The organism is Shewanella sp. 4_MG-2023, from assembly GCF_030548015.1.
Lineage (GTDB): Bacteria > Pseudomonadota > Gammaproteobacteria > Enterobacterales > Shewanellaceae > Shewanella.
This window is the reverse complement of record NZ_JAUORL010000010.1, coordinates 128,986-149,361: the sequence shown is the minus strand read 5'-3', so window position 1 is coordinate 149,361 and position 20,376 is coordinate 128,986. Positions and strand designations below refer to the sequence as shown.

The window sequence follows — 20,376 nt, the reverse complement described above, 5'->3', positions numbered from 1 at the left end:
AGCTTCAGCTGGCCCGAAGGGTGAAGTACAGGATGTACTGAATCAGGGCAATGCCCGCCACGCGGATCGGTAGCGTGTCTGAAGGGCATCGAATGAACAGTTTCATTCGTTTAGCTATAAGCCGAAAATCATTGTCGGGAACAATGATTAACAGCTTCAGCTGGCCCGAAGGGTGAAGTACAGGATGTACTGAATCAGGGCAATGCCCGCCACGCGGATCGGTAGCGTGCCCGAATTAGAATTGAGCATGATTGCAATCAGTCTAATTAGCAAAAAATGCAAACATCAAAACAAATAACACATATAAGATTATTTTTTTATAATTAATTTTTAGCTCAAAAATTCATTTGCTATTATTTACTTGGAGATACATGGTGTTACAGAAGATTAAAATATTCGCAATAGCGGCACTGAGTGCGACTTTAGTTATCAGCGCACCTATTCAAGCTGTAACCCCCTCTCCACAAATGATAGAGCAGTTTAAATCCTTGCCAGCTTCTGAACAGCAAAGACTTGCTAAGCAGTATGGTATTAGCCCTTCAGTGTTATCGGGGCAAAGCGGTCAATCCAACCAGTTTCAACAAGCAACCGAAATGCCTGAACGCTATACCAGTAGCAAAGAGCAATTAAGTGCTAAAGAAAACGAAAAAAATAACCTGAACTTTGAAGAAGATAGTAAAAAAGATGAATTAACATTTTTTGGTTATGACATGTTTGCTGGCGAGCCAATGACATTTTCGCCTATTTCAGATATTCCGGTCCCCAGTGATTATATGGTTGGGCCTGGCGATACACTAAATGTGCAACTTTATGGTAAAGATAATCGTGAATACGCCTTAACAATAGGTCGTGATGGCAATATTCAATTCCCAGAATTGGGGCCTATATCGGTTGTGGGGCTAACGTTTTCTGAATTACGCGAGTATCTAGGCGAGCGAATTCAAAAACAAATGATCGGTATTGAATCAAATATTACCCTAGGTGAATTACGTTCTATTCGCATTTTTATCGCTGGTGATGCCTATAAACCTGGTTCGTATACTGTCTCTAGTTTATCTACCATTACACAAGCTCTGTTTGCAGCTGGTGGCGTAAATGAAATAGGTAGTTTACGTAATATTCAAGTAAAACGTCAGGGGCAGTTAGTTGGTAGCTTTGATTTATATGATCTGCTGCTAAAAGGTGATGCATCAAAAGATATTAATTTACGTTCTGGTGATGTAGTTTTCATTCCATCAGTCGGTGGACGAGTAAGTATTACCGGTGAAATTAGACGTCCGGCCATTTATGAAATTAAGAGCAATGAAACTATTGATGATGTGGTCAAAATGGCTGCAGGTGTTAACCCCGGTGCATATCCCAAGCGAAGCAGCATTGAGCAATATAATCACAACGGTTTAAAAACCATCGTCAATGTTGACTTAACATCAGCAAAAGCAGCTAGCAAGCTAGCGAAAGCGGGTGATTTTATTCGTGTAAAAAGTGCTTCTATGCAATATGAAGATGCAGTAACCCTTGTTGGTGCGGTTGTACGACCTGGTAAGTACCAGTGGTATCAGGGACAGAAGGTTAACGATCTGTTACCTACCATTTGGGGGGATTTAGCCATATCTGCCGATTTGAACTACGCATTAATCATTCGTGAAGTGAACAAGTTTGGTAAAATTGAAGTACTACAATTTTCACCAGGTAAAGCCATTTCGCAGCAGGTTCAGTCAGAAAATATTGCTTTAAGTCCAAGAGATAAAGTCATTTTGTTTAATTATGATGATTCATCGATAAATCGTTACGAATTAAATAAATTAGTTCAAGAGCGAGCTGAAAAAATCCAATCATTAAGCAGTGACTCACTTATTGGCAACGACTTATTTAAAGCTGGTTTTAAGTCAATGAATATTGATGCTGCTGGTTCAATGATGCATAAAGCTTCAATCGGTGGAATAGTTATTCCTGGTTCTGATAAGGAACTAAATGAGCAAGAACAACTTATCGGTGATGAAGTCAGTAAAATGTTATCTAATTTATTTGATGACAGAGACTTAATTAAATTAAGTGGCTCAATGAGTCGTGAAGAGTTGTTATTTCCTATTATTAGCAAGTTATCACAGCAAAGTAGCCCTTTAGAAAAAGCTCAAGTAGTTGCCATTTCTGGCAAAGTTAAAAATGGCGGTATATACCCATTAGCAACTAATGCAAAAGTCAGTGATTTACTTGTTGCTGCAGGTGGTTTAGTTGAAGGTGCTTATACAAATAGAGCTGAATTAACCCGAACTGAAAATTCTGATTCGCTTTCAGACATCAACCATATACACGTCAATATTAATAATGCCATAAATCACCTTCCATCTGATGATTTGTTATTAGAAGGCCGTGATATGTTGGTCGTACTAACAACTCCAGAATGGCAAGAGCGTAAATCGATTGAAATCCGAGGTGAAGTGAAATTTCCTGGGATGTATAACATTCGTAGAGGCGAAACGCTTGCCGATGTTATGCAACGCGCAGGTGGGTTTACTGACTTCGCTTTCCCTACTGCTGCGGTTTTTGTTAGAGAATCAGTAAAGCAACAAGAGCAACTTGAAATTAAGAAGCTTGCTGACCAATTACGTCGTGATATTGCAACCCGTGGTGTGTCGAAAGACGGCACGGTAGTTAATTACTCTGAAGCACAGCTAATGCTTACGGACTTAGAAAATATTCAAGCAGTTGGCCGTTTAGTTGTAGATCTAAATGCAATTCAAGTGGGAATAGAGCAAGCAGATATACAACTTGAAGATAAAGATATTTTGTATGTGCCTACCACGAAACAAATCGTGTCTGTTATGGGCGAAGTACAGCACCCGTCAACTCATAGATTTAAAGAAGGCACGACTTTAGACCAATACTTATCTATGTCAGGTGGCCCAAGAGAACGTGCTGATGACGGTAGAACCTATATCATTAAAGCAGACGGCTCGGTAATGATGCCAAAACAAAGCTTCTGGTTTAGCAGCAAGGCCGCTTTAAGTGCCGGAGATACTGTTATTGTACCGCTTGATACTGAGTACAAAGATAACTTAACCCTTTGGACTCAAGTGACACAAATTGTCTATAACTCTGCGGTTGCATTGGCAACGATTTCAGGCTTGTAAAATTTTGTTTTAAAATCCTAAACCGCGTCAACCAATTAATTACAGGGATAAAAACTAGATTTACAGCCTAAGCTAATACAAAGTAAGCATCGCTGTAAATTTATTAATAACAAACATGAAAAACCAAATACCAAAAAATTACACAGATGCTAATTTTACTTCGACTCCGCAAGTTGTTGCAGATGATGAAATCGATTTACGAGAGCTATTTTCAGTAATTTGGAAAGGCAAATGGTTGATCATTGCAGTAACTGCTGTCTTCGCTGTTGGTTCTGTTTTGTTTGCACTTAGTCAACCAAATACTTATAAATCAGAAGCGCTACTTTCACCGGCAGACGGGGAACAAGGTGGCGGTGGTTTAGCCGCACTTGCTGGACAGTTTGGCGGTCTTGCAAGTATGGCTGGCATCAACCTTGGTGGTGGCGGTGGTGTTGACAAAACTCAAATGGCGATAGAAGTGGTTAAATCACGTCAATTTACCAGTGAGTTTATTCAAAAGCATAATATTCTTACCGACCTCATGGCGGCTGAAAAATGGGACATGGCATCAGATACACTAGTGTATGATGCTGAAATGTTTGATGCTAAAAACAACAAATGGATTCGTGAGGTTAAAGCCCCATTTAAGCCTGAACCTTCAATGCAGGAAGCCTACAAAGAATTTAATAAAGCTATCGCTATTAATAGTGATAAAGAAACCGGCATGGTGAAAGTGTCGGTAGAGCATTTATCACCATCAGTTGCCCAACAGTGGGTTAAATGGTTAGTAGAAGATATCAACTTAGAAATGAAACAGCGCGATGTGGCAGAAGCTCAGCGCAGTACCGCATTTCTAGAAACTCAGATAGCCCAAACTAATGTTGCAGATATTCGCACGATACTTTACCAGCTAATTGAAGAGCAAACTAAAACTATTATGTTTGCTGAAGTACGTGAAGAATACGTATTTAAAACCATTGACCCAGCATTAGTCCCAGAAGAAAAAGCAGGTCCTAAACGAGCCTTGATTTGTGTATTAGGCACAATGCTAGGCGGCATGTTAGCGGTAATGATTGTTTTAATCAGGCATTTCGTTAGAAAAGAAGATTAAACAAAGAAAAGAAAAAAGAAAAAAAAAGAGCCTATTGGGACTGTTTTGATAAAAAGCATGAAACCTAAGCTTTATAGGAGATAGCGGCAATGTTGCTGTCTCAAAATGAATAAAAAGTGTCTCAGCTTGGTTTTAAAGGTTGAGTTGCAGAAGTGAAACCCTTCAGTATTTGTCACTCTAAGATAACGAATTATTGTGGTTAAATTCATCGATTTTGGTAGTGACATCGATGAAAAGGACATGAAAGCCTGCATTTTTAAAAAGCTGAAAGCAGATGGATTATATCTGATTTGGGAATTGGTTCGGTAAAATAATGAACTGAAAAAAGAACGAACTGAAAATAAAAATGGGATCGAGTTGTAGATCGTTTTGAGTGTTCTTTTAAAACCCTATGCTTTTCTAGGAGTAAGATTATGTCAAAACTAACAAGCCATTTATGTACCTTTAGTATCAAAGACTTCGGACAAAAAGGCAAGTTAATCATAAATTATCAGATATTATTTTATTGACTATTTATGGTGCTTTATCCACTCAGGACTCTTGGGAAGGTATTAGCGACTTCGGTAATAGCCGTTTAGATTTTACCTATGGTGCTCCTTCACCTGACACCATCGACAGAGTAATGTGTATGATTAATACCAAAATATTGCAAAGGGTATTTATTGATTTGTTGAACGATTATCATAAGTTAACAAATGGTGTGTCTAGCTCAATCTAAGGTGCACCAGAAGACTAATGAGATAACCGAAATCCGTAAGGTTTTGGAAATTATTGAAGGTTCTTTAATCACCATTGATGTGATGGATTGTCAGCGTAAAATATCTCAGAAAATTGTGGACAAAAGTGCAGATTATTTACTGGGTATAAAAGGAAATCAAAAACTACTAGAAAGAGCTTTTGATGATTATTATCGCCCAGCTATGCTGTAGTCATTTGATGGTGATAGTTATTCAACCCAGGCAACTTCACATGATAGAAACGAGACTCTATGTGCTCTGGCAAACAAAGATCTATCGGTTCTTGGCGATTTTACTCAGGAATGACCTGAGTTAAAATCGATGGGTATAATTGTTTGTATTCGACAAAAATATGATATCGGATACGAAAATGAAGTTTCGAACCGCTATTATATAAGCTCAAAGGATTTGAGTGCAGAAGAGATAATGCAACGCATGCTCGTCGGTGTGTTGAAGTGATGCATTGGCAACTTGATATGGGTCTCAATGAATATGCTTGTCGTATAAGAGTTGACGATCGCGTAGAAGCTTTTGGCGGATCAGACTGGCCTGATTAAACCTCTCAAATAATGAAACAAGCTTTAAGGAGGGGGAATAAAAAGGAAGTGGATGATGTGCGCAATGGATAATAACTACTTAAGTAAAGTTCTAGCAGCCCAGGTGTCGTGCGGATGTTCATGAGATTTTCGGGATTAAGGCTTGCCTTAACAGTTTTTCTTGAATCTACCAAAATTGTTTTAAGTCTTCAGCACTTTTAGCGTATTCTTTAGTAAAAGCTTAATGTTTAGTTTTTAAGCCTGTGCTTCATAGTTATACAATTCTTTGAATTACATTTTATTCTCTTTTTTATTAACAGTAAAAATAGTAATTTATTCCAAGTTTATTTTTTCAATTATTATAGGTAAGCAGTTGAAAAACTAACTGTTACATTTAATAGTTAGAATATTTTAAAAGATTTAATTCATGAGTATTTTTATAAGAAATTTAGCTAAAGGTGCTAAATGGACAGCTATTGAAAAAATCCTTAATCAACTTTCTAAGTTCTTAGTCATTGTTATCTTAGCTAGATTACTGACACCAGAAGACTTTGGCTTAGTAGCAATAGTCCTATTTTTTGTTTTAATCGCAGAAAGCTTTATTTCTGCAGGATTTACACACGCTTATATCAATGCTGATGACAAAGGTGAGTCAGAGGAACGATTATTTTCAAATTTAATATTTTTAAACTTTATAGTTGGAGTTATCGCTTCATTAATCCTCATATGTCTTTCCTCTACAATTAGTCAGTTTTATGGGGATGAAAGAATTGGTCTAGTTGTCACTGTTTTAGCGTTCTTACTGATCTTTGATTCAATAAGTTATGCTATTAAGGCAAAGCTAGAAAAAAAATTACAATTTGATGTGATTACTAAAATTAATATTCCTGTTTTTATTATTAGTTCATTATTCGCAGTTTTGTATGCATGGTCTTACGAGGACTATTGGGCTCTAGTTATACAACAGATTATTTATAAAATTTTTATTTTATTTTTTTATATTAAAAAAAATTCAAATTCTAAATTTGAAGTGAATCACATAAATAAAGAACAAATTACGTACCTTTATCATTATGGTTGGAAACTGCAGTTAGCGACAACTTTGAATACAACTTCTAAAGAAATGAATACACTGCTAATTGCTTCTAGTTCGGGTGTAGGAACCGCTGGTATTTACTCTAGAGCCAATAATCTTCAAGTTTTAATAATTCAAACAATTGTTAATGTTATTGAGAAAGTTACTTTCCCATTATTATCTGAGTTAAATCGTAAGTCAGGTAGTTTGATCCCATACTTTCGTAAATCGAATAAAATTTTTGCGCTCTTAATATACCCTATTTTAGCTATTGTATTTATTAATTCTGATAGCATTATAAAAATAATTTTTGGTTCTGGGTGGATCCAAGTTAGTGATTTGCTAAAGATACTGATTATTTCTGGTGGCTTTAGATTTCTACAATCTTCAAATTTAACTTTCTTGAAAGTTATAGGAAGAACAGATTTAATCCTAAAACTAAGAATTACTGAATGTATTTCTGTTATTACTTTTTTATTTGTAGGCTTAAATTGGGGCATAAAGGGGTTAGTATTAGCTCAAACGCTATCAACAATTTGTAATTGGCTTATTGTAGCTAAAATAACTTCTATTTATTCGACATATACAATTTATCAACAAGCTTCTGATGTCTCTAAGTATCTTATTTCTGCCTTAGTTGCTTTTGTATTAGTAATGGCATTAATTGAAGATTTTGATTTGTACTTTATTTTTGAGTTTATTTTGTCAACAATAATCTATATTAGCTTATACCTTATATGCCTAGTTATATTTAAAGTACCTGAAATAAAATATATATACCAATACATAAAGGCTAAATTTAAATGAATAAAATGATTTTAATCCTTCCATTTGATGCAAAAAAAGGTGCAGAAGGGAGAAAAGAGGATGCTATAAACACTTTAAAAATAGCTCATAAAAATATAGGTTTTGACGTTGTAACTATAACTGCAACACCAAGTTACTGTGAAGAACTGCTTTGTTATTTAAATAATTTTGAAATAAAGTTAATGAAACTTTTATCATTTACTAATAATCGTTTTACTCAATATCTGTGGTTCTTGTTTATACTCTTTATTATTAAAAAAACTAAATTAAGAAATGAAATTAAATTAGTTTTTTCTTATGCAATGACAGGTAATTCAAATGTTTTAGCATATTTAATCAATAAGTTCTTTAATATAGAGTATGTTATAAATGAACATAGGACAATATTTCAAAGAGATGCAATTAGATTGCCTAGAAGTCAAAAGGTTAGTTTGGATAATGCTAAAGTTGTTCTTTCATTAACTCCATCTCATACAAAATATATTGAGAAATATACAAAAACTAAGGTGTTCGATATACCATTAGTTTTACAAGATAAATACTTAACAAGTAAAGTTATTTCTGACGATGATTTTTCTATTTTTAAAATAGCTGCTTGGACTAATTGGCGTGATATTAAAAGGTTAGATTTGTTAGTCGAAGCTTTTGATGCTTTCTCGGCAGATAAGAATAATGTGAATTTATTAATTGCAGGTCCTATACCAGATGAATTGATTGAAAAAAACATCATCGAATATATATCAAGACATTCACTTCAAAATAAAGTGACTTTACTAGGCCAGCAAAATAGAGATAAAATTTTTCAATTAGCAAATCAATGCCATTTGTGTATTTTACCTAGCGATCATGAAACATTTGGCATTCCAGCAAGTGAAGCACTCTGTTTAGGAAAGCCGGTTATTACTACAAGATGTGGTGGTCCTGAGAATTTTATTAAAGATTATTTTAATGGTTTTACAATAAGTTGTGACTCTAGAACAGAATTAGTTGATAAAATGAATTATATTTATGATAACTATCAAGAATTTGACCATTATGCTATAGCGGAACAAGCTAGATCAGTTTTTTCAGTAACTAATTTGTCATTAAAATTAAAGGCAATATACAATAATTTAGTAGGTAGATAATATGAAAAATATCGCTATTGTGGGCGCTTTATGGACTTCAAATTTTGGGGATGTGTTATTAGCTAAATTATTAAAAGACAGGTTAGAAAATCTAAATTTTAATGTTTTTTTTCCTAATGCAAGTGATCAAGTTATAAAGGAATTAAAATCAGAAGGTTTTGAAAAAAGTCTCAAAAATATTGATTATTTATTTTTTTGCGGTGGTGGTTATTTTTCCGAACCACCAGGTAATAGCTATAAATGGGCATTATCAAGGTATAAAGCATTATTTCATATGGCCACTTATTGTAGGCTACTCAATATTCCATATTCGATTATAGGCGTTGGAGCTGGGCCTATTAATTCAAATATAGCCAAACTTATGGTAAAACATGTCATCGCTAAGGCTGATGTAATTGCTTTGCGTGATGTAGAATCAATTCTTGCAATAAGAGATTTAAACAAAGATTTAGAGTTAGAGTTAGTTTCAGATTATGTACTATCATTGAGAGATAAGGTTACTTTGCAGACGATCGTGAATCCTATTAGAAAAGTTGGTGTGCATATAACTAATAATGGTATGTCAGTTATTCCAGCTATTTTGAAGTATATAGAAAGTAATAAAACTGATGAATTTTACTTTATAGAAGATCACGTAGGTGAATTTGATTTGGTTTGTGTTACCTTTCCTGAGATAAAAAAGCTATTTTTAAACAAAATTGTCAACTATGTAGATGTGGATAAGTTTATTTGTGATATTAACTCTTTAGATTTTATTATAACGAGTAAGTTGCATGTTGGTATTGTCGCTTCTGCATTGAATAAAAGGGTCTGCTCCTTACCATACCATGCTAAAGTTAAAAGATTATACGAGTCATTTGGACGAGCCGATGTGTTTTTAGATGATTTTAGTGATGAGAGTAAAGTTATTAAACATATAACATATTGTAGTAATTCAGAAAAAGTTATTATTCCTAAAGAGTTAATTGAACGATCAAGAAGAATTGATGTTTTAGTTACTAATCTTATGAAAGAAAAACTACTGTTAAATCAGGAGCAATAATTGAACATTCTTCAAATTTGTTATGCATTTCCTCCATCTTTTTCAGGATATGGAAAGCAGTTAAATACAGTTAATTGTGATTTGTTAAGTAAACACCCTATAATTAATATAGATGTTATTACAGCTTATAAAGCTAAAAAAAAACTAAAGAACAATTACAACATTCATTCTTTTTATGATTATTCTAGACTTTCAGTAAAAAATGAAAAATATTTTTTTTACATTTATGCATTATTTAATTTTTTAAAGTTTTTTAAACTTTATTTTAAAGCTGATGTTATCCATGTAGTGAAGGCTGGGCCTGAGTGTATAATTCCTGTTGTTTTTTCAAAGATATTTAATAAAAAAGTTATTATAAAAGTTGCTCAAGACGAAATGAAAAAAGCTAATAAAAGTAGTTTTTTTAGAAAGATTAGGATTGGTTGTGTAAAAAAAGCAAATAAAATTATAGCCATTAGTTCAGAAATAGAAGACGATTTGATTTTTTGGGGGGTAGATAAATCTTCAATAGTAAAAGTTGCAAACTCAGTGCTTTTTAAAGAACATGAATATAAAGATTTACATTCCCAAAATGGAATGTTTAAATTGACTTTTGTTGGTGCTATCTGTAAAAGGAAAGGGATTCAAGAGCTTCTAGATTGTTTATTAAGCTTCGATACAGAAAATATAATGTTACACGTCGTATTGGCTGGTCCAGATTATGGTGAAATATTAGACTTAAATGGCCAATTAAACACTATTAATAAATCGAATCAAAATGTGTCTATTGAATATTTGGGGAAGATAACAAATGTAGACCAAATCTTGGCTAGCTCAGATGGTTTAATACTTCCTTCATATTCTGAAGGGATGCCTAATGTTGTATTAGAAGCGTTCAGTTTAGGTAAACCTGTTCTTGCATCTAATATTAAAGTTCATGAGGATATGATCAACAAAAAAAACGGGCTGATTTTCAGGTTAGCTGAAGAAGCAGATCTCAAAGAGAAATTAAATTTATTTATAAATTCGAAGTTTTGTCGTGAAGAAATAATAAATGATTCCAAAAGGTTGTATTCTGTTCAAAATATCTCTGATAAGTATTATAATCTTTATTCAAAAATAATTATCGAATGAAAATTAAAAAAATTAAGGCCATAGATTGTAACACTGCAGTAGCGATTTTTATATTGACAAATCTGCCATCTATCAAGTTGTTTTTTTCTTCAGCAGTGTTAAATGTTGTATGTTTTGTTATGCTCATTATTAGTTTTCTTTTAAAAGAAAAATTATATTTTGAGACTACTGAAAAAAAAGAAGCTGTATTTTCAGTTTTGATTATTTTAATTTGTTGTATCTGCATGGCATTTGTTGCTGGAGCGCAGGTAAATGTAGATACATACAAAATATTGTTTTCAATACTTTGTGTTTTACTTGTTTCATTAGTCTTAAATTATAATACAGCTGAACTTGTTGTTAAATTATATTGTGTATGGGCTTTGTTTTTATCAATATATCATATTTTTATAGGTATTACTTTTAACCCATCTATGGGGCAAAGTTATTTAACTTTGTCAGTACCATTAGGTGCATTTTTGACAGTTTTACTGACAATGTTATTGATATTTAAATTGTCAATTTTAGCTAAGTTGTCATATTTTTGCTGTTTATTAGTGGTTTTATTAGCATTAAGCTCTTTATTAAGTCGTTCTGCAATTATTTTTCCGATACTTATATCTTTTTCTATTACTTTATTTTTCTTTTTTAAAAATTGGAGATCCAATAAGTCTTCTTTATTTTTTTTGCTACTTTTTGTTTTTTTTGCATTATTCTATCTAAGTAACAATTTTGATTTGATATCTGAATTTAGACAGCTAGACCGAATAGAAAGAACAATAACGAATATGTCAGAAGAACCAAGAGTTAGAATATATGAACAAGTTCTTTCTTGGATTGTCGACTCACCACTTCACGGCTATGGTCTTGGTTCGCCTTTTGTTATGATGGGAGGAGGCTATCCTCATAACATATTCCTAGATTTGCTACTTAATGGTGGAGTATTATTACTAATGATAACTCTACCTTTCCTAATTTTGTATCTTATAAATTTAACTGAAACTTTTAGTGCTAAAAAGTTGAATTCTTGGAGGGTTATATCAGCTTCTTTAAGTTTGTTTCTTTTCCTTCAGTGGAATACTTCTTTTAGTTTAAATTCTCTACATATTCCTTTTACATTTATTCTTGTTTTTATTTCGCTAAGAAGTGTAAAAACAGAAAATACTTTCAGATAAAGGTGTATTAATGAATAATTTTATGGTGAAATTTTGTTTTCAATAGTTATAACGACCAAAGACCGTCAAGAATTTTTATTAAGATGTTTAAAGACTATTTTGAAGAATAGTATACTTCCTCGGGAAATTATAGTTGTTAATGATGGTGGCAAAACACCAGATTTTTCTTCTATCGATTTTAAGAAAGTAGATTTTCAATTGCTTTCAAATTTAGAAAGTAAAGGCGCTAATTATTCTCGTAACTTAGGCGTTTTAAAGAGTTCTGCAGATATAGTTTTCTTACTTGATGATGATGATGCCTTAAATGAGTATTCTTTAAAACGTCGTCTTGATATCCTAATGTCTGATCCAAGTGTGGGTTTGGTTTATACTGGTATTAAGATCGTTGCAAGTAATAATTTGGACATGGTATTGAGGGAGGTTAAGCCTGTTTCAAGTAAAAACGTTCATTTTGATTTACTTAGTAAAGGTAATATTATCGGTTCAACTTCCAGAGTTGCTCTAAGAAAGCATATCTTTATTAAAGCTGGCAAGTTTGATGAAAAATTATCTTGCTTACAAGATTACGATTTGTGGATTAGAATTTCAAAAATTTCAAAGGTTGCTCATGATTTTGGTTGCAATGTTTTATACACAATACATAACAATGGTAACCAAATAAGCTCAAACTATGATAAGTATATTTGTGCCGGTAAGTACCTCCTTAATAAGTATAATGAAGATATAACTAGTTACGGTTTATATAATAAATTTAAATCACAATTATATTTGAGGTGCGCTTTATCCAGTAAGAAGTATTGTTATAAAACAACGCTGATTTACTCATTAAAGTCTTTTTTTTGTAAGCCCAATATTAAGGCTTTGACCTTAATATTCTTACCTAAAATTGTTTTAAATAAACTATATCCTTTTACTTAGAGGGTGGCATGGAAAACATATTTTTAATTCAAGTTCATAAAGATACCGAACAGTTAAGGCTGTTAATTAAAATCCTTTCAGATGTGTGTGACATTTGTATTCATGTGGATAAAAAGCATGATTGTGCATTCAAATCTCTATCTTTATTTGTCAATAGTTGCGATTTTATCCATAAGGTTCAGTTTACGGATGAGCGTGTCAATGTTTTTTGGGGACATGTATCACAAGTTAAAGCTACATTTTCGTTACTAAAGTCTGCTAAGAAAATGAACAGTTATAATTTTTATACATTACTTAGTGGGGAATGTTTTCCTATAAAACCTTTGACTGATTTTTTGTTGTTCTTGTCAAATTCACATGGAAAAAATTTTATTGAGGCAAAAAAGAATATTTGTACTTCTCGTGTAAATAATTATCATTTATTTGTTGATACCTCTATTTATAGAAGTAGTCCAGTTTTTCGTTTTGTAATAGGTTCTTTAGGTAAGTCTTTAAGCTTTATTGGTGTTAATTCTAGGTTTTCTTCTTTTGTAAATATTTACAAAGGTTCATCTTGGTTCACTTTAAATAATAATTTTGTGAATTTGTTAATTAGTAGTGAGTCAGATTTAGATAAGTTAAAGTACAGTAAGTGTGTTGATGAGATTTATTTTCAGTCAAAGTTGATAAATAGTGATTTGTCAGGTACTTGGGTCAATAATAATCTTAGAACTATTAACTGGGTACAGGGCAGTAATAGCCCTTTATTTATATCAGATGTAGATGATCTCATTAACACATCAGACTTTTTCGCAAGGAAATTTGATTTCAGAAAAAATGTTTCTTTAAGGGATGAACTCTTGAAGTTGATTCAAGAAAATAAAGCTATATGATGTTTGTTGGTATATTATGAAATTTTCAGTATTAATGTCACTTTACATAAAAGAAAAACCTGAGTTTTTAGATGATTGCTTTAAAAGCCTTCATTTACAGACGGTTAATCCCGATGAAATAGTTCTTGTAATAGATGGTGAGATTACAGATGAACTGATTTTAATTATTCATAAGTGGCAGGAAGTCATGAATGTAAAAGTTTTTCCTTTACCTAATAATGTAGGACTTGGTAAAGCTCTACATTTTGGTCTAGGTAAATGTGTAAACAATTTAGTTGCGCGTATGGATACAGATGATATTTGTGAGCTAAACCGTTTTGAAAAACAAATAGAAGCCTTCAAGCTGAATCCAGATTTATCAATTTGTGGTAGCTATATAACTGAGGTAGATCCTTTTACATTAGAATGTATAAGTGTCCGAAAGGTTCCTTTGAGTAATAAAGATATCTATAAACAAATCCTAAAGTCTAACCCTTTTAATCATATGACAGTTATGTACAATAAAAAGCATATAATCCAAGTTGGTAACTATAAACATCTACCATTTATGGAAGATTGGTATCTTTGGCTGAGGCTTGTAAATTCAGGTTTTGAAGGTTTAAATATTCCTGTTTGTTTAGTAAAAGCAAGAACTGGTGAATCTATGCTAACAAGGAGATCGGGTTTTGAATATATAAAAAGTGAATGGTTAATTACTAAAAAGAAGATTGCCTTGATAAACAATAGTACTTGCAAATCCTTATACTATTTTATTAAGCGATCTATACCTAGGTTATTCCCCCAAAAAATAATCTATTTATTTTATAAAATTTCTAGGATGTAGGTTTGAACTCTATATTGATTACAGGTGCCAGCGGTTTTATTGGAAGTAGGTTGTTAAACTATTTGGGTGATTATAATGTCACAGCCTTAACTCGACGTCATCAAGTTGATTATCGTAACATATGTTGGAAACAGTTCGATTTAAATGAATTAGCGAATGGTATACAAATAACTGGTAATTTTCAAACTATTATACATTTAGCTGCTAATGTTCATGGGAATGAACATTTCGAATATGATCAAGTAAACAATAATTTGACTCTACTTTTAGCTGAATCATTGGCGGCTCAAGGTATGCGGCGGTTTATTTTCATTAGCTCTATTGGTGTATTAGGTTCTTGTACAAAGGATAATGAAACTTTTAATGAGTTATCACCCACTAATCCTCAAAACCCCTATACTATTTCTAAGTTAGAGGCTGAAAAAGGGTTGATTAGTCTTGCTAATAAATTAAATTTTGAACTTGTGATTATTCGACCTCCACTCGTTTATGGTAAAAATGCACCTGGCAATTTTAGAAAGTTAATAAGAATGACTAAAATGAATTTACCTCTTCCTTTTGGTATGATTAATAATTCAAGAAGCTATATATCTGTTGATAATTTAGCAAGTTTTATTTCACTATGTATTATTCACCCTAAAGCAGCTAACGAGGTTTTTCTCATTGCAGATGATGGATTTTTATCGACAAAAGAGTTGCTAATCAATTTGAGAACTTCGCTTGGGCTGAAGTTCTTTTTAGTTCCAATTCCCAGAAGTGTACTTAATTTTTCTTTTCTTTTGCTAGGTATGAGAGGTTTGTCTGTTCAATTACTTAATAATTTACAAGTTGATAATAGTAAGGCAAAAGAATTACTTGGCTGGAAACCTATAGAAACTATGAAGGAATCTTTAAATGAACATAATAAATAAGGTACGCCAATGTTAAATTTATTTCTTAGATTCTTAGATTTATCATTTTCTTTTATTGGGTTGTTGTTTTTTTTACCTGTTTTCCTACTCTTGTTAATTATTGGTTTGTTCGATACAGGCTCACCAATTTTTATACAAGAGCGAGTAGGTCGTGATAAAAAACCTTTCATTTTAATTAAGTTTAGAACTATGAACATAGATACTATTTCTGTAGCTAGTCATCTAACTAACACATCTTCAATTACTAAGTTTGGTTCATTCTTGAGAAAGACCAAACTTGATGAGCTACCCCAACTTTGGAATGTTTTTAAAGGTGATATGAGTTTGGTTGGTCCTAGGCCAAACTTATTTAACCAAGTTGAACTGATTAAAGAGAGAGATTCATATGGGGTATACTCTGTAAAGCCAGGAATTACCGGTCTTTCACAAGTTAATAATATCGATATGTCAATGCCAAAATTATTAGCTAGAACTGATAGAGAAATGATTGACACACTAACATTAAAAAAATACTTTCAATATATTATCATGACAGTTACTGGTCGTGGTCGTGGTGATGCAGTAAAATAAAAGAGAAATATAATGAAAATTGCAGTCCTTGGTACAGGTTATGTAGGTTTATCAAATGCAATGCTTCTTGCTCAAAACCATGAAGTTATTGCTGTTGATATAATTCCTGAAAAAGTAAAAATGCTCAATGAAAAAAAATCACCTATTATCGATGTTGAAATTGAAGATTTTTTAACTAATAAAGCACTTAATTTTACAGCTACACTCGATAAGCAAATTGCGTATGTTAATGCTGATTTTGTGATTATAGCTACTCCAACAGATTATGATCCTGAAACAAATTATTTCAATACATCTACAGTTGAATCTGTAATTAAAGAAGTAATGACAATCAATCCGAATGCAGTGATGGTTATTAAATCTACAGTTCCTGTCGGATATACAGCACGTATCAAGGAAGAACTAGGTTGTGATAATTTATTATTCTCACCTGAGTTCTTACGCGAAGGTCGAGCTCTTTTTGATAATTTACATCCTTCGCGGATCATTGTGGGTGAACGTAGTGAACGAGCTGAAGTTTTCGCTAAACTTTTAGTCGAAGGCGCTGTAAAAGATAACATTGAAGTTTTGTTTACCGACTCGACAGAAGCTGAGGCTGTAAAGTTGTTTTCAAACACCTACCTTGCTCTTCGGGTTGCATATTTTAATGAACTTGATACGTATGCAGAAAGTCATGGTTTGGATGCGCGACAAATTATTGAAGGTGTTGGTTTAGATCCCCGTATTGGCTCTCACTACAATAACCCGTCTTTTGGTTATGGTGGTTACTGTTTACCCAAAGATACAAAACAGCTTCGTGCAAATTATGCGGATGTCCCTAACAGTATCATCGGTGCAATTGTTGATGCGAATACAACTCGAAAAGACTTTATTGCTAACAGTATTTTAAAGCGTGATCCAAAGCGTGTTGGCATTTATCGTTTGATCATGAAGTCAGGTTCTGACAATTTTAGAGCATCAAGTATCCAAGGCATTATGAAACGATTGAAAGCTAAAGGTATCGATGTTGTCGTTTATGAGCCTGTGCTTGAACAAGATGAATTCTTTCATTCAAAAGTTATTAAGAATTTAGAAGAGTTTAAAGCGTCTTGCGATGTGATAGTTTCAAACCGCATGGTTGATGAAATACGCGATGTAAGTGATAAAGTGTATACTCGTGACCTTTTTGGTTCAGATTAGTACTTTAAATAAGTTCGAGAAGTGTTATGAAATATTTAGTCACTGGCGCAGCAGGCTTCATAGGCAGTGCTGTAGTCGAAAAGTTAATCACAGCGGGTCATGAAATTATTGGTGTTGATAATATCAATGATTACTATGATGTTAATTTAAAATATGCACGTTTAAAGCGTATCGTACATGATAATTTTCGATTAATTAAACTGGATATTGCAGACAGAGAAGCGGTTAAACAGTTATTTGAACATGAGCAGTTTGATCGGGTTATTCATTTAGCGGCACAGGCAGGCGTTCGATATTCGATTGAAAATCCACTAGCCTATGCCGATTCCAATCTTGTTGGGCATTTGAACATTTTAGAAGGGTGTCGTCGCACTGAAGTGAAACATCTAGTGTATGCATCCTCAAGCTCTGTATATGGCTTAAATGCTAAAACCCCATTTGCAACATCTGACAGCGTCGATCATCCAGTTTCACTTTATGCTGCAACCAAAAAGTCCAATGAGTTGATGGCCCATAGCTATTCACATTTGTATGATATTCCAACCACAGGTCTTAGATTTTTCACCGTATATGGTAGCTGGGGTCGTCCTGATATGGCGCCGTTTATTTTTACTAAAAAGATTTTAGACGGTGAGACAATAGATATTAATAACAATGGTGATATGTGGCGTGATTTTACTCACGTCGATGACATCGTTGAAGGTGTTGTTCGAGTTGCTGATGTCATACCAAGTCGGGATAAATCTTGGACTGTCGAAAATGGTTCACCAGCGACTAGCTCTGCGCCATATTCAGTTTATAATATAGGGCATGGTTCACCGATTAATCTGATGGGCTTTGTCAAAGCTATTGAAGATGAGTTAGGCATTGAAGCTAAGAAAAACTTTAGAGAAATGCAGCCGGGTGATGTTTACCAAACTTATGCCGATGTTGAAGATTTATTTGAAGCAACTGGCTATAAACCTCGAGTAGGTGTCAAAGAAGGCGTTGCTGAGTTTGTAAAATGGTACCGCGAGTTTTATAATAAATAGTTATATCTATTATGATTTTAGCGCTAGAATATTGATTTACTTATAATAGCGCTAATTTTTTCTGTCTCATTATCAAAAAAGTCGATAAAAATGTGTCTCATCGGTTTTTTGTTCACATTTATTCCTACAATTCCAGAGTAGTGCACAAGTTAAGTTTTTTCTTCGTGTTCTTTCATGCTCTCACATATAATATCCTAAGCTAGTTGTACGCATTACTCATATTACCCTGTAAATGGTATAGTGGTGAGGCGTTCGTATTTAAAGAAGTAATACACTATGATTTTTAAGTTGATGGAGCGGAAAATGGATTTTTTGCAAAAGTTGTTTCGTTTAGAGCGTAGTCAAAAACGTTTAGTGAGTATCGCAATTGACACTGTTTTTCTAAGCATTGCCTTTTGGGCTGCGTTATTAGTCAGAGTTGATGATGTCAGTGTGTTGCTTAATGGGCATTACTGGGCTTTAGTTGCTACAAGTATTCCTTTCAGCATTTTAGCGTTCGCCAAGCTTGGTTTGTACCGCGCGGTATTGCGTTATATGAGCTTACAAGCAATAACGGCTATTTTACTTGGTATTGTCGCGTCAACTGTCACTTTAGTGTTCGTCTCTTATTTTACTGAAGCGCATCTGCCTCGCACTGTTCCTATCATATATGCCATGTTCGCTTTGGTGTTTGTAGGGGGAACGCGTGCACTTGTTCGTTCTTTAGTTGGCTCAGGTATTAAACGTCACGGTGAGCCAGTGATTATTTATGGTGCAGGGGTCAGTGGTCGTCAATTACTGAACTCTTTGGTGCTAAGCCATGAATATTATCCTTACGCTTTCGTCGATGATGATGAAGCGCTACATGGCAGTGTAATCCAAGGTGTTCACGTTCATTCACCCTCAATCATACGTAAACTCATCACTCAAAAAGCAGCAACCAAAGTGTTGCTTGCAATACCCAGTGCAACCAGAGCCAAACGTAAAGACATTCTTAATCGTTTAGAGTCGTTATCTACTCAGGTGTTAACCATTCCTGCAATGGCCGATCTGGTAAGTGGTAATAAACTTTATAGTGATATTAAAGAAGTTGAAATTGATGATTTATTAGGGCGTGATTCGGTCGCGCCTAGACAAGATTTATTAACTGCCAATATTACCGATAAAGTGGTTATGGTGACTGGTGCTGGCGGCTCTATCGGCTCAGAATTATGTCGTCAAATTTTAAAAAAATCACCAAAAAAATTAGTGTTATTCGAACTGTCTGAATATTCGCTTTATGCCATTGAAAGAGAGTTATCAGCAACAGCAAAAGAGCTTGGCCTCAATGTACGCATTTTGCCGATGATGGGCTCGGTTCAACGTGAGAATCGTGTCCAAGCGATTATGGAATCTTTTGGTGTTCAAACGGTTTATCACGCAGCGGCTTATAAGCATGTGCCACTGGTTGAGCACAATGTTGTTGAAGGGGTTCGAAATAACGTTTTTGGCACCCTGTATACCGCAAGAGCGGCTATTGCAGCCAAAGTCGAAACCTTTGTTTTAGTTTCAACAGATAAAGCGGTACGTCCAACTAACGTTATGGGCACAACCAAGCGTATGGCAGAGCTGGTGTTACAAGCTTTTTCAAAAGAGAAGCATCAAACTCGTTTTTGTATGGTTCGATTTGGTAATGTTTTGGGGTCATCAGGCTCAGTAGTGCCGCTTTTTAGAACGCAAATTGCCAATGGCGGGCCAGTCACTGTGACTCACCCAGAAATCACCCGTTTCTTTATGACGATACCAGAAGCTTCGCAGCTTGTTATTCAGGCTGGTGCAATGGGTAAAGGCGGTGATGTATTTGTATTGGATATGGGGAAATCAGTCAAAATTATCGATTTAGCCAGTAAAATGATCCGACTGAGTGGTTTTGATGTCCGTGATGAGTTTAACCCCGAAGGCGAAATAGCGATTGAATATAGTGGATTACGCCCTGGTGAGAAGCTCTATGAAGAACTATTGATTGGTGATGATGTCACGGGTACCGAGCATGAAAGAATAATGACGGCCAATGAGGTTCATCTTTCATGGGCAGAGTATTCTAAAATTCTTGAGCGTTTAGATGCTGCTTGCCATGCTTTTGACCACGAAACTATTCGAGATATTTTGCTAAAAACTCCTACAGGTTTTGCGCCTACTGATGGTATTTGTGATTTATTATTTCAGCAAACTGAAAAAAATTCACAAGCACACAAAAATGTCATCAAATTAGCTTAATTTTTAAAGATATCTAAATATCAGA

15 protein-coding genes and 1 pseudogene are annotated in these 20,376 nt (G+C 33.9%); all 16 read left to right on the top strand.

Going from position 1 to position 20,376, the window contains the following annotated elements; genetic code table 11:
• Positions 1–371: 371 nt before the first annotated feature.
• The 16 genes and pseudogenes from Q4546_RS07875 to Q4546_RS07800 all read left to right on the top strand — a co-directional run bounded on the left by Q4546_RS07875 (position 372) and on the right by Q4546_RS07800 (position 20,351).
• Entirely contained in the window at positions 372–3,131 is a 2,760-nt protein-coding gene (locus Q4546_RS07875) for an SLBB domain-containing protein (protein WP_303446058.1), read from the top strand.
• 115 nt (positions 3,132–3,246) lie between these two features.
• Positions 3,247–4,221 (top strand): Wzz/FepE/Etk N-terminal domain-containing protein, encoded by a 975-nt coding sequence (locus Q4546_RS07870; RefSeq protein ID WP_303446057.1) that lies wholly within the window; start codon positions 3,247–3,249, stop codon positions 4,219–4,221.
• Between the two features lie 436 nt (positions 4,222–4,657).
• Positions 4,658–5,639: pseudogene (locus Q4546_RS07865) on the top strand (ISAs1 family transposase).
• A 282-nt stretch (positions 5,640–5,921) separates the two neighbouring features.
• A complete protein-coding gene (locus tag Q4546_RS07860) occupies positions 5,922–7,376 on the top strand; it encodes a lipopolysaccharide biosynthesis protein (RefSeq protein WP_303446056.1) in 1,455 nt (484 codons plus the stop codon).
• The gene (locus Q4546_RS07855; RefSeq protein WP_303446055.1) at positions 7,373–8,503 is read left to right on the top strand and encodes a glycosyltransferase; all 1,131 of its coding nucleotides are present in this window, start codon (positions 7,373–7,375) and stop codon (positions 8,501–8,503) included. The genes Q4546_RS07860 and Q4546_RS07855 overlap by 4 nt, the downstream gene beginning before the upstream one ends.
• 1 nt (position 8,504) lies before the next feature.
• Positions 8,505–9,545 carry a polysaccharide pyruvyl transferase family protein gene (locus Q4546_RS07850; protein WP_303446054.1) on the top strand — a complete coding sequence of 347 codons (1,041 nt, stop codon included), beginning with the start codon at positions 8,505–8,507 and terminating at the stop codon, positions 9,543–9,545.
• Positions 9,546–10,658 carry a glycosyltransferase family 4 protein gene (locus tag Q4546_RS07845; protein WP_303446053.1) on the top strand — a complete coding sequence of 371 codons (1,113 nt, stop codon included), beginning with the start codon at positions 9,546–9,548 and terminating at the stop codon, positions 10,656–10,658.
• Positions 10,655–11,812: an O-antigen ligase family protein gene (locus Q4546_RS07840; protein ID WP_303446052.1), complete on the top strand. Its 1,158-nt coding sequence runs from the start codon at positions 10,655–10,657 to the stop codon at positions 11,810–11,812. The genes Q4546_RS07845 and Q4546_RS07840 overlap by 4 nt, the downstream gene beginning before the upstream one ends.
• Before the next feature lie 33 nt (positions 11,813–11,845).
• Entirely contained in the window at positions 11,846–12,730 is an 885-nt protein-coding gene (locus Q4546_RS07835; protein WP_303446051.1) for a glycosyltransferase family 2 protein, read from the top strand.
• 8 nt (positions 12,731–12,738) lie between these two features.
• Positions 12,739–13,602: a beta-1,6-N-acetylglucosaminyltransferase gene (locus Q4546_RS07830; protein WP_303446050.1), complete on the top strand. Its 864-nt coding sequence runs from the start codon at positions 12,739–12,741 to the stop codon at positions 13,600–13,602.
• A 16-nt stretch (positions 13,603–13,618) separates the two neighbouring features.
• Positions 13,619–14,425, top strand: coding sequence for a glycosyltransferase (locus Q4546_RS07825; protein WP_303446049.1), 807 nt, complete (start codon positions 13,619–13,621; stop codon positions 14,423–14,425).
• Between the two features lie 2 nt (positions 14,426–14,427).
• The gene (locus Q4546_RS07820; protein ID WP_303446048.1) at positions 14,428–15,336 is read left to right on the top strand and encodes an NAD-dependent epimerase/dehydratase family protein; all 909 of its coding nucleotides are present in this window, start codon (positions 14,428–14,430) and stop codon (positions 15,334–15,336) included.
• A 9-nt stretch (positions 15,337–15,345) separates the two neighbouring features.
• Positions 15,346–15,906, top strand: coding sequence for a sugar transferase (locus Q4546_RS07815; protein ID WP_303446047.1), 561 nt, complete (start codon positions 15,346–15,348; stop codon positions 15,904–15,906).
• A gap of 12 nt (positions 15,907–15,918) precedes the next feature.
• A complete protein-coding gene (locus Q4546_RS07810) occupies positions 15,919–17,085 on the top strand; it encodes a nucleotide sugar dehydrogenase (RefSeq protein ID WP_303446046.1) in 1,167 nt (388 codons plus the stop codon).
• Positions 17,086–17,111: 26 nt separating this feature from the next.
• Positions 17,112–18,116, top strand: a complete 1,005-nt coding sequence (locus Q4546_RS07805) for an NAD-dependent epimerase (protein ID WP_303446045.1) — start codon at positions 17,112–17,114, stop codon at positions 18,114–18,116.
• A 303-nt stretch (positions 18,117–18,419) separates the two neighbouring features.
• Positions 18,420–20,351: a nucleoside-diphosphate sugar epimerase/dehydratase gene (locus tag Q4546_RS07800; RefSeq protein ID WP_303446044.1), complete on the top strand. Its 1,932-nt coding sequence runs from the start codon at positions 18,420–18,422 to the stop codon at positions 20,349–20,351.
• The last annotated feature ends 25 nt before the right edge of the window (positions 20,352–20,376 follow it).

What these genes read in the sequence shown, in the direction of transcription:
- Q4546_RS07875 (WP_303446058.1), top strand. Translation starts at nt 372, where the DNA reads ATGGTGTTACAGAAGATTAAAATATTCGCAATAGCGGCACTGAGTGCG.
- Q4546_RS07870 (WP_303446057.1), top strand. Translation starts at nt 3,247, where the DNA reads ATGAAAAACCAAATACCAAAAAATTACACAGATGCTAATTTTACTTCG.
- Q4546_RS07860 (WP_303446056.1), top strand. Translation starts at nt 5,922, where the DNA reads ATGAGTATTTTTATAAGAAATTTAGCTAAAGGTGCTAAATGGACAGCT.
- Q4546_RS07855 (WP_303446055.1), top strand. Translation starts at nt 7,373, where the DNA reads ATGAATAAAATGATTTTAATCCTTCCATTTGATGCAAAAAAAGGTGCA.
- Q4546_RS07850 (WP_303446054.1), top strand. Translation starts at nt 8,505, where the DNA reads ATGAAAAATATCGCTATTGTGGGCGCTTTATGGACTTCAAATTTTGGG.
- Q4546_RS07840 (WP_303446052.1), top strand. Translation starts at nt 10,655, where the DNA reads ATGAAAATTAAAAAAATTAAGGCCATAGATTGTAACACTGCAGTAGCG.
- Q4546_RS07830 (WP_303446050.1), top strand. Translation starts at nt 12,739, where the DNA reads ATGGAAAACATATTTTTAATTCAAGTTCATAAAGATACCGAACAGTTA.
- Q4546_RS07825 (WP_303446049.1), top strand. Translation starts at nt 13,619, where the DNA reads ATGAAATTTTCAGTATTAATGTCACTTTACATAAAAGAAAAACCTGAG.
- Q4546_RS07815 (WP_303446047.1), top strand. Translation starts at nt 15,346, where the DNA reads ATGTTAAATTTATTTCTTAGATTCTTAGATTTATCATTTTCTTTTATT.
- Q4546_RS07810 (WP_303446046.1), top strand. Translation starts at nt 15,919, where the DNA reads ATGAAAATTGCAGTCCTTGGTACAGGTTATGTAGGTTTATCAAATGCA.
- Q4546_RS07805 (WP_303446045.1), top strand. Translation starts at nt 17,112, where the DNA reads ATGAAATATTTAGTCACTGGCGCAGCAGGCTTCATAGGCAGTGCTGTA.
- Q4546_RS07800 (WP_303446044.1), top strand. Translation starts at nt 18,420, where the DNA reads ATGGATTTTTTGCAAAAGTTGTTTCGTTTAGAGCGTAGTCAAAAACGT.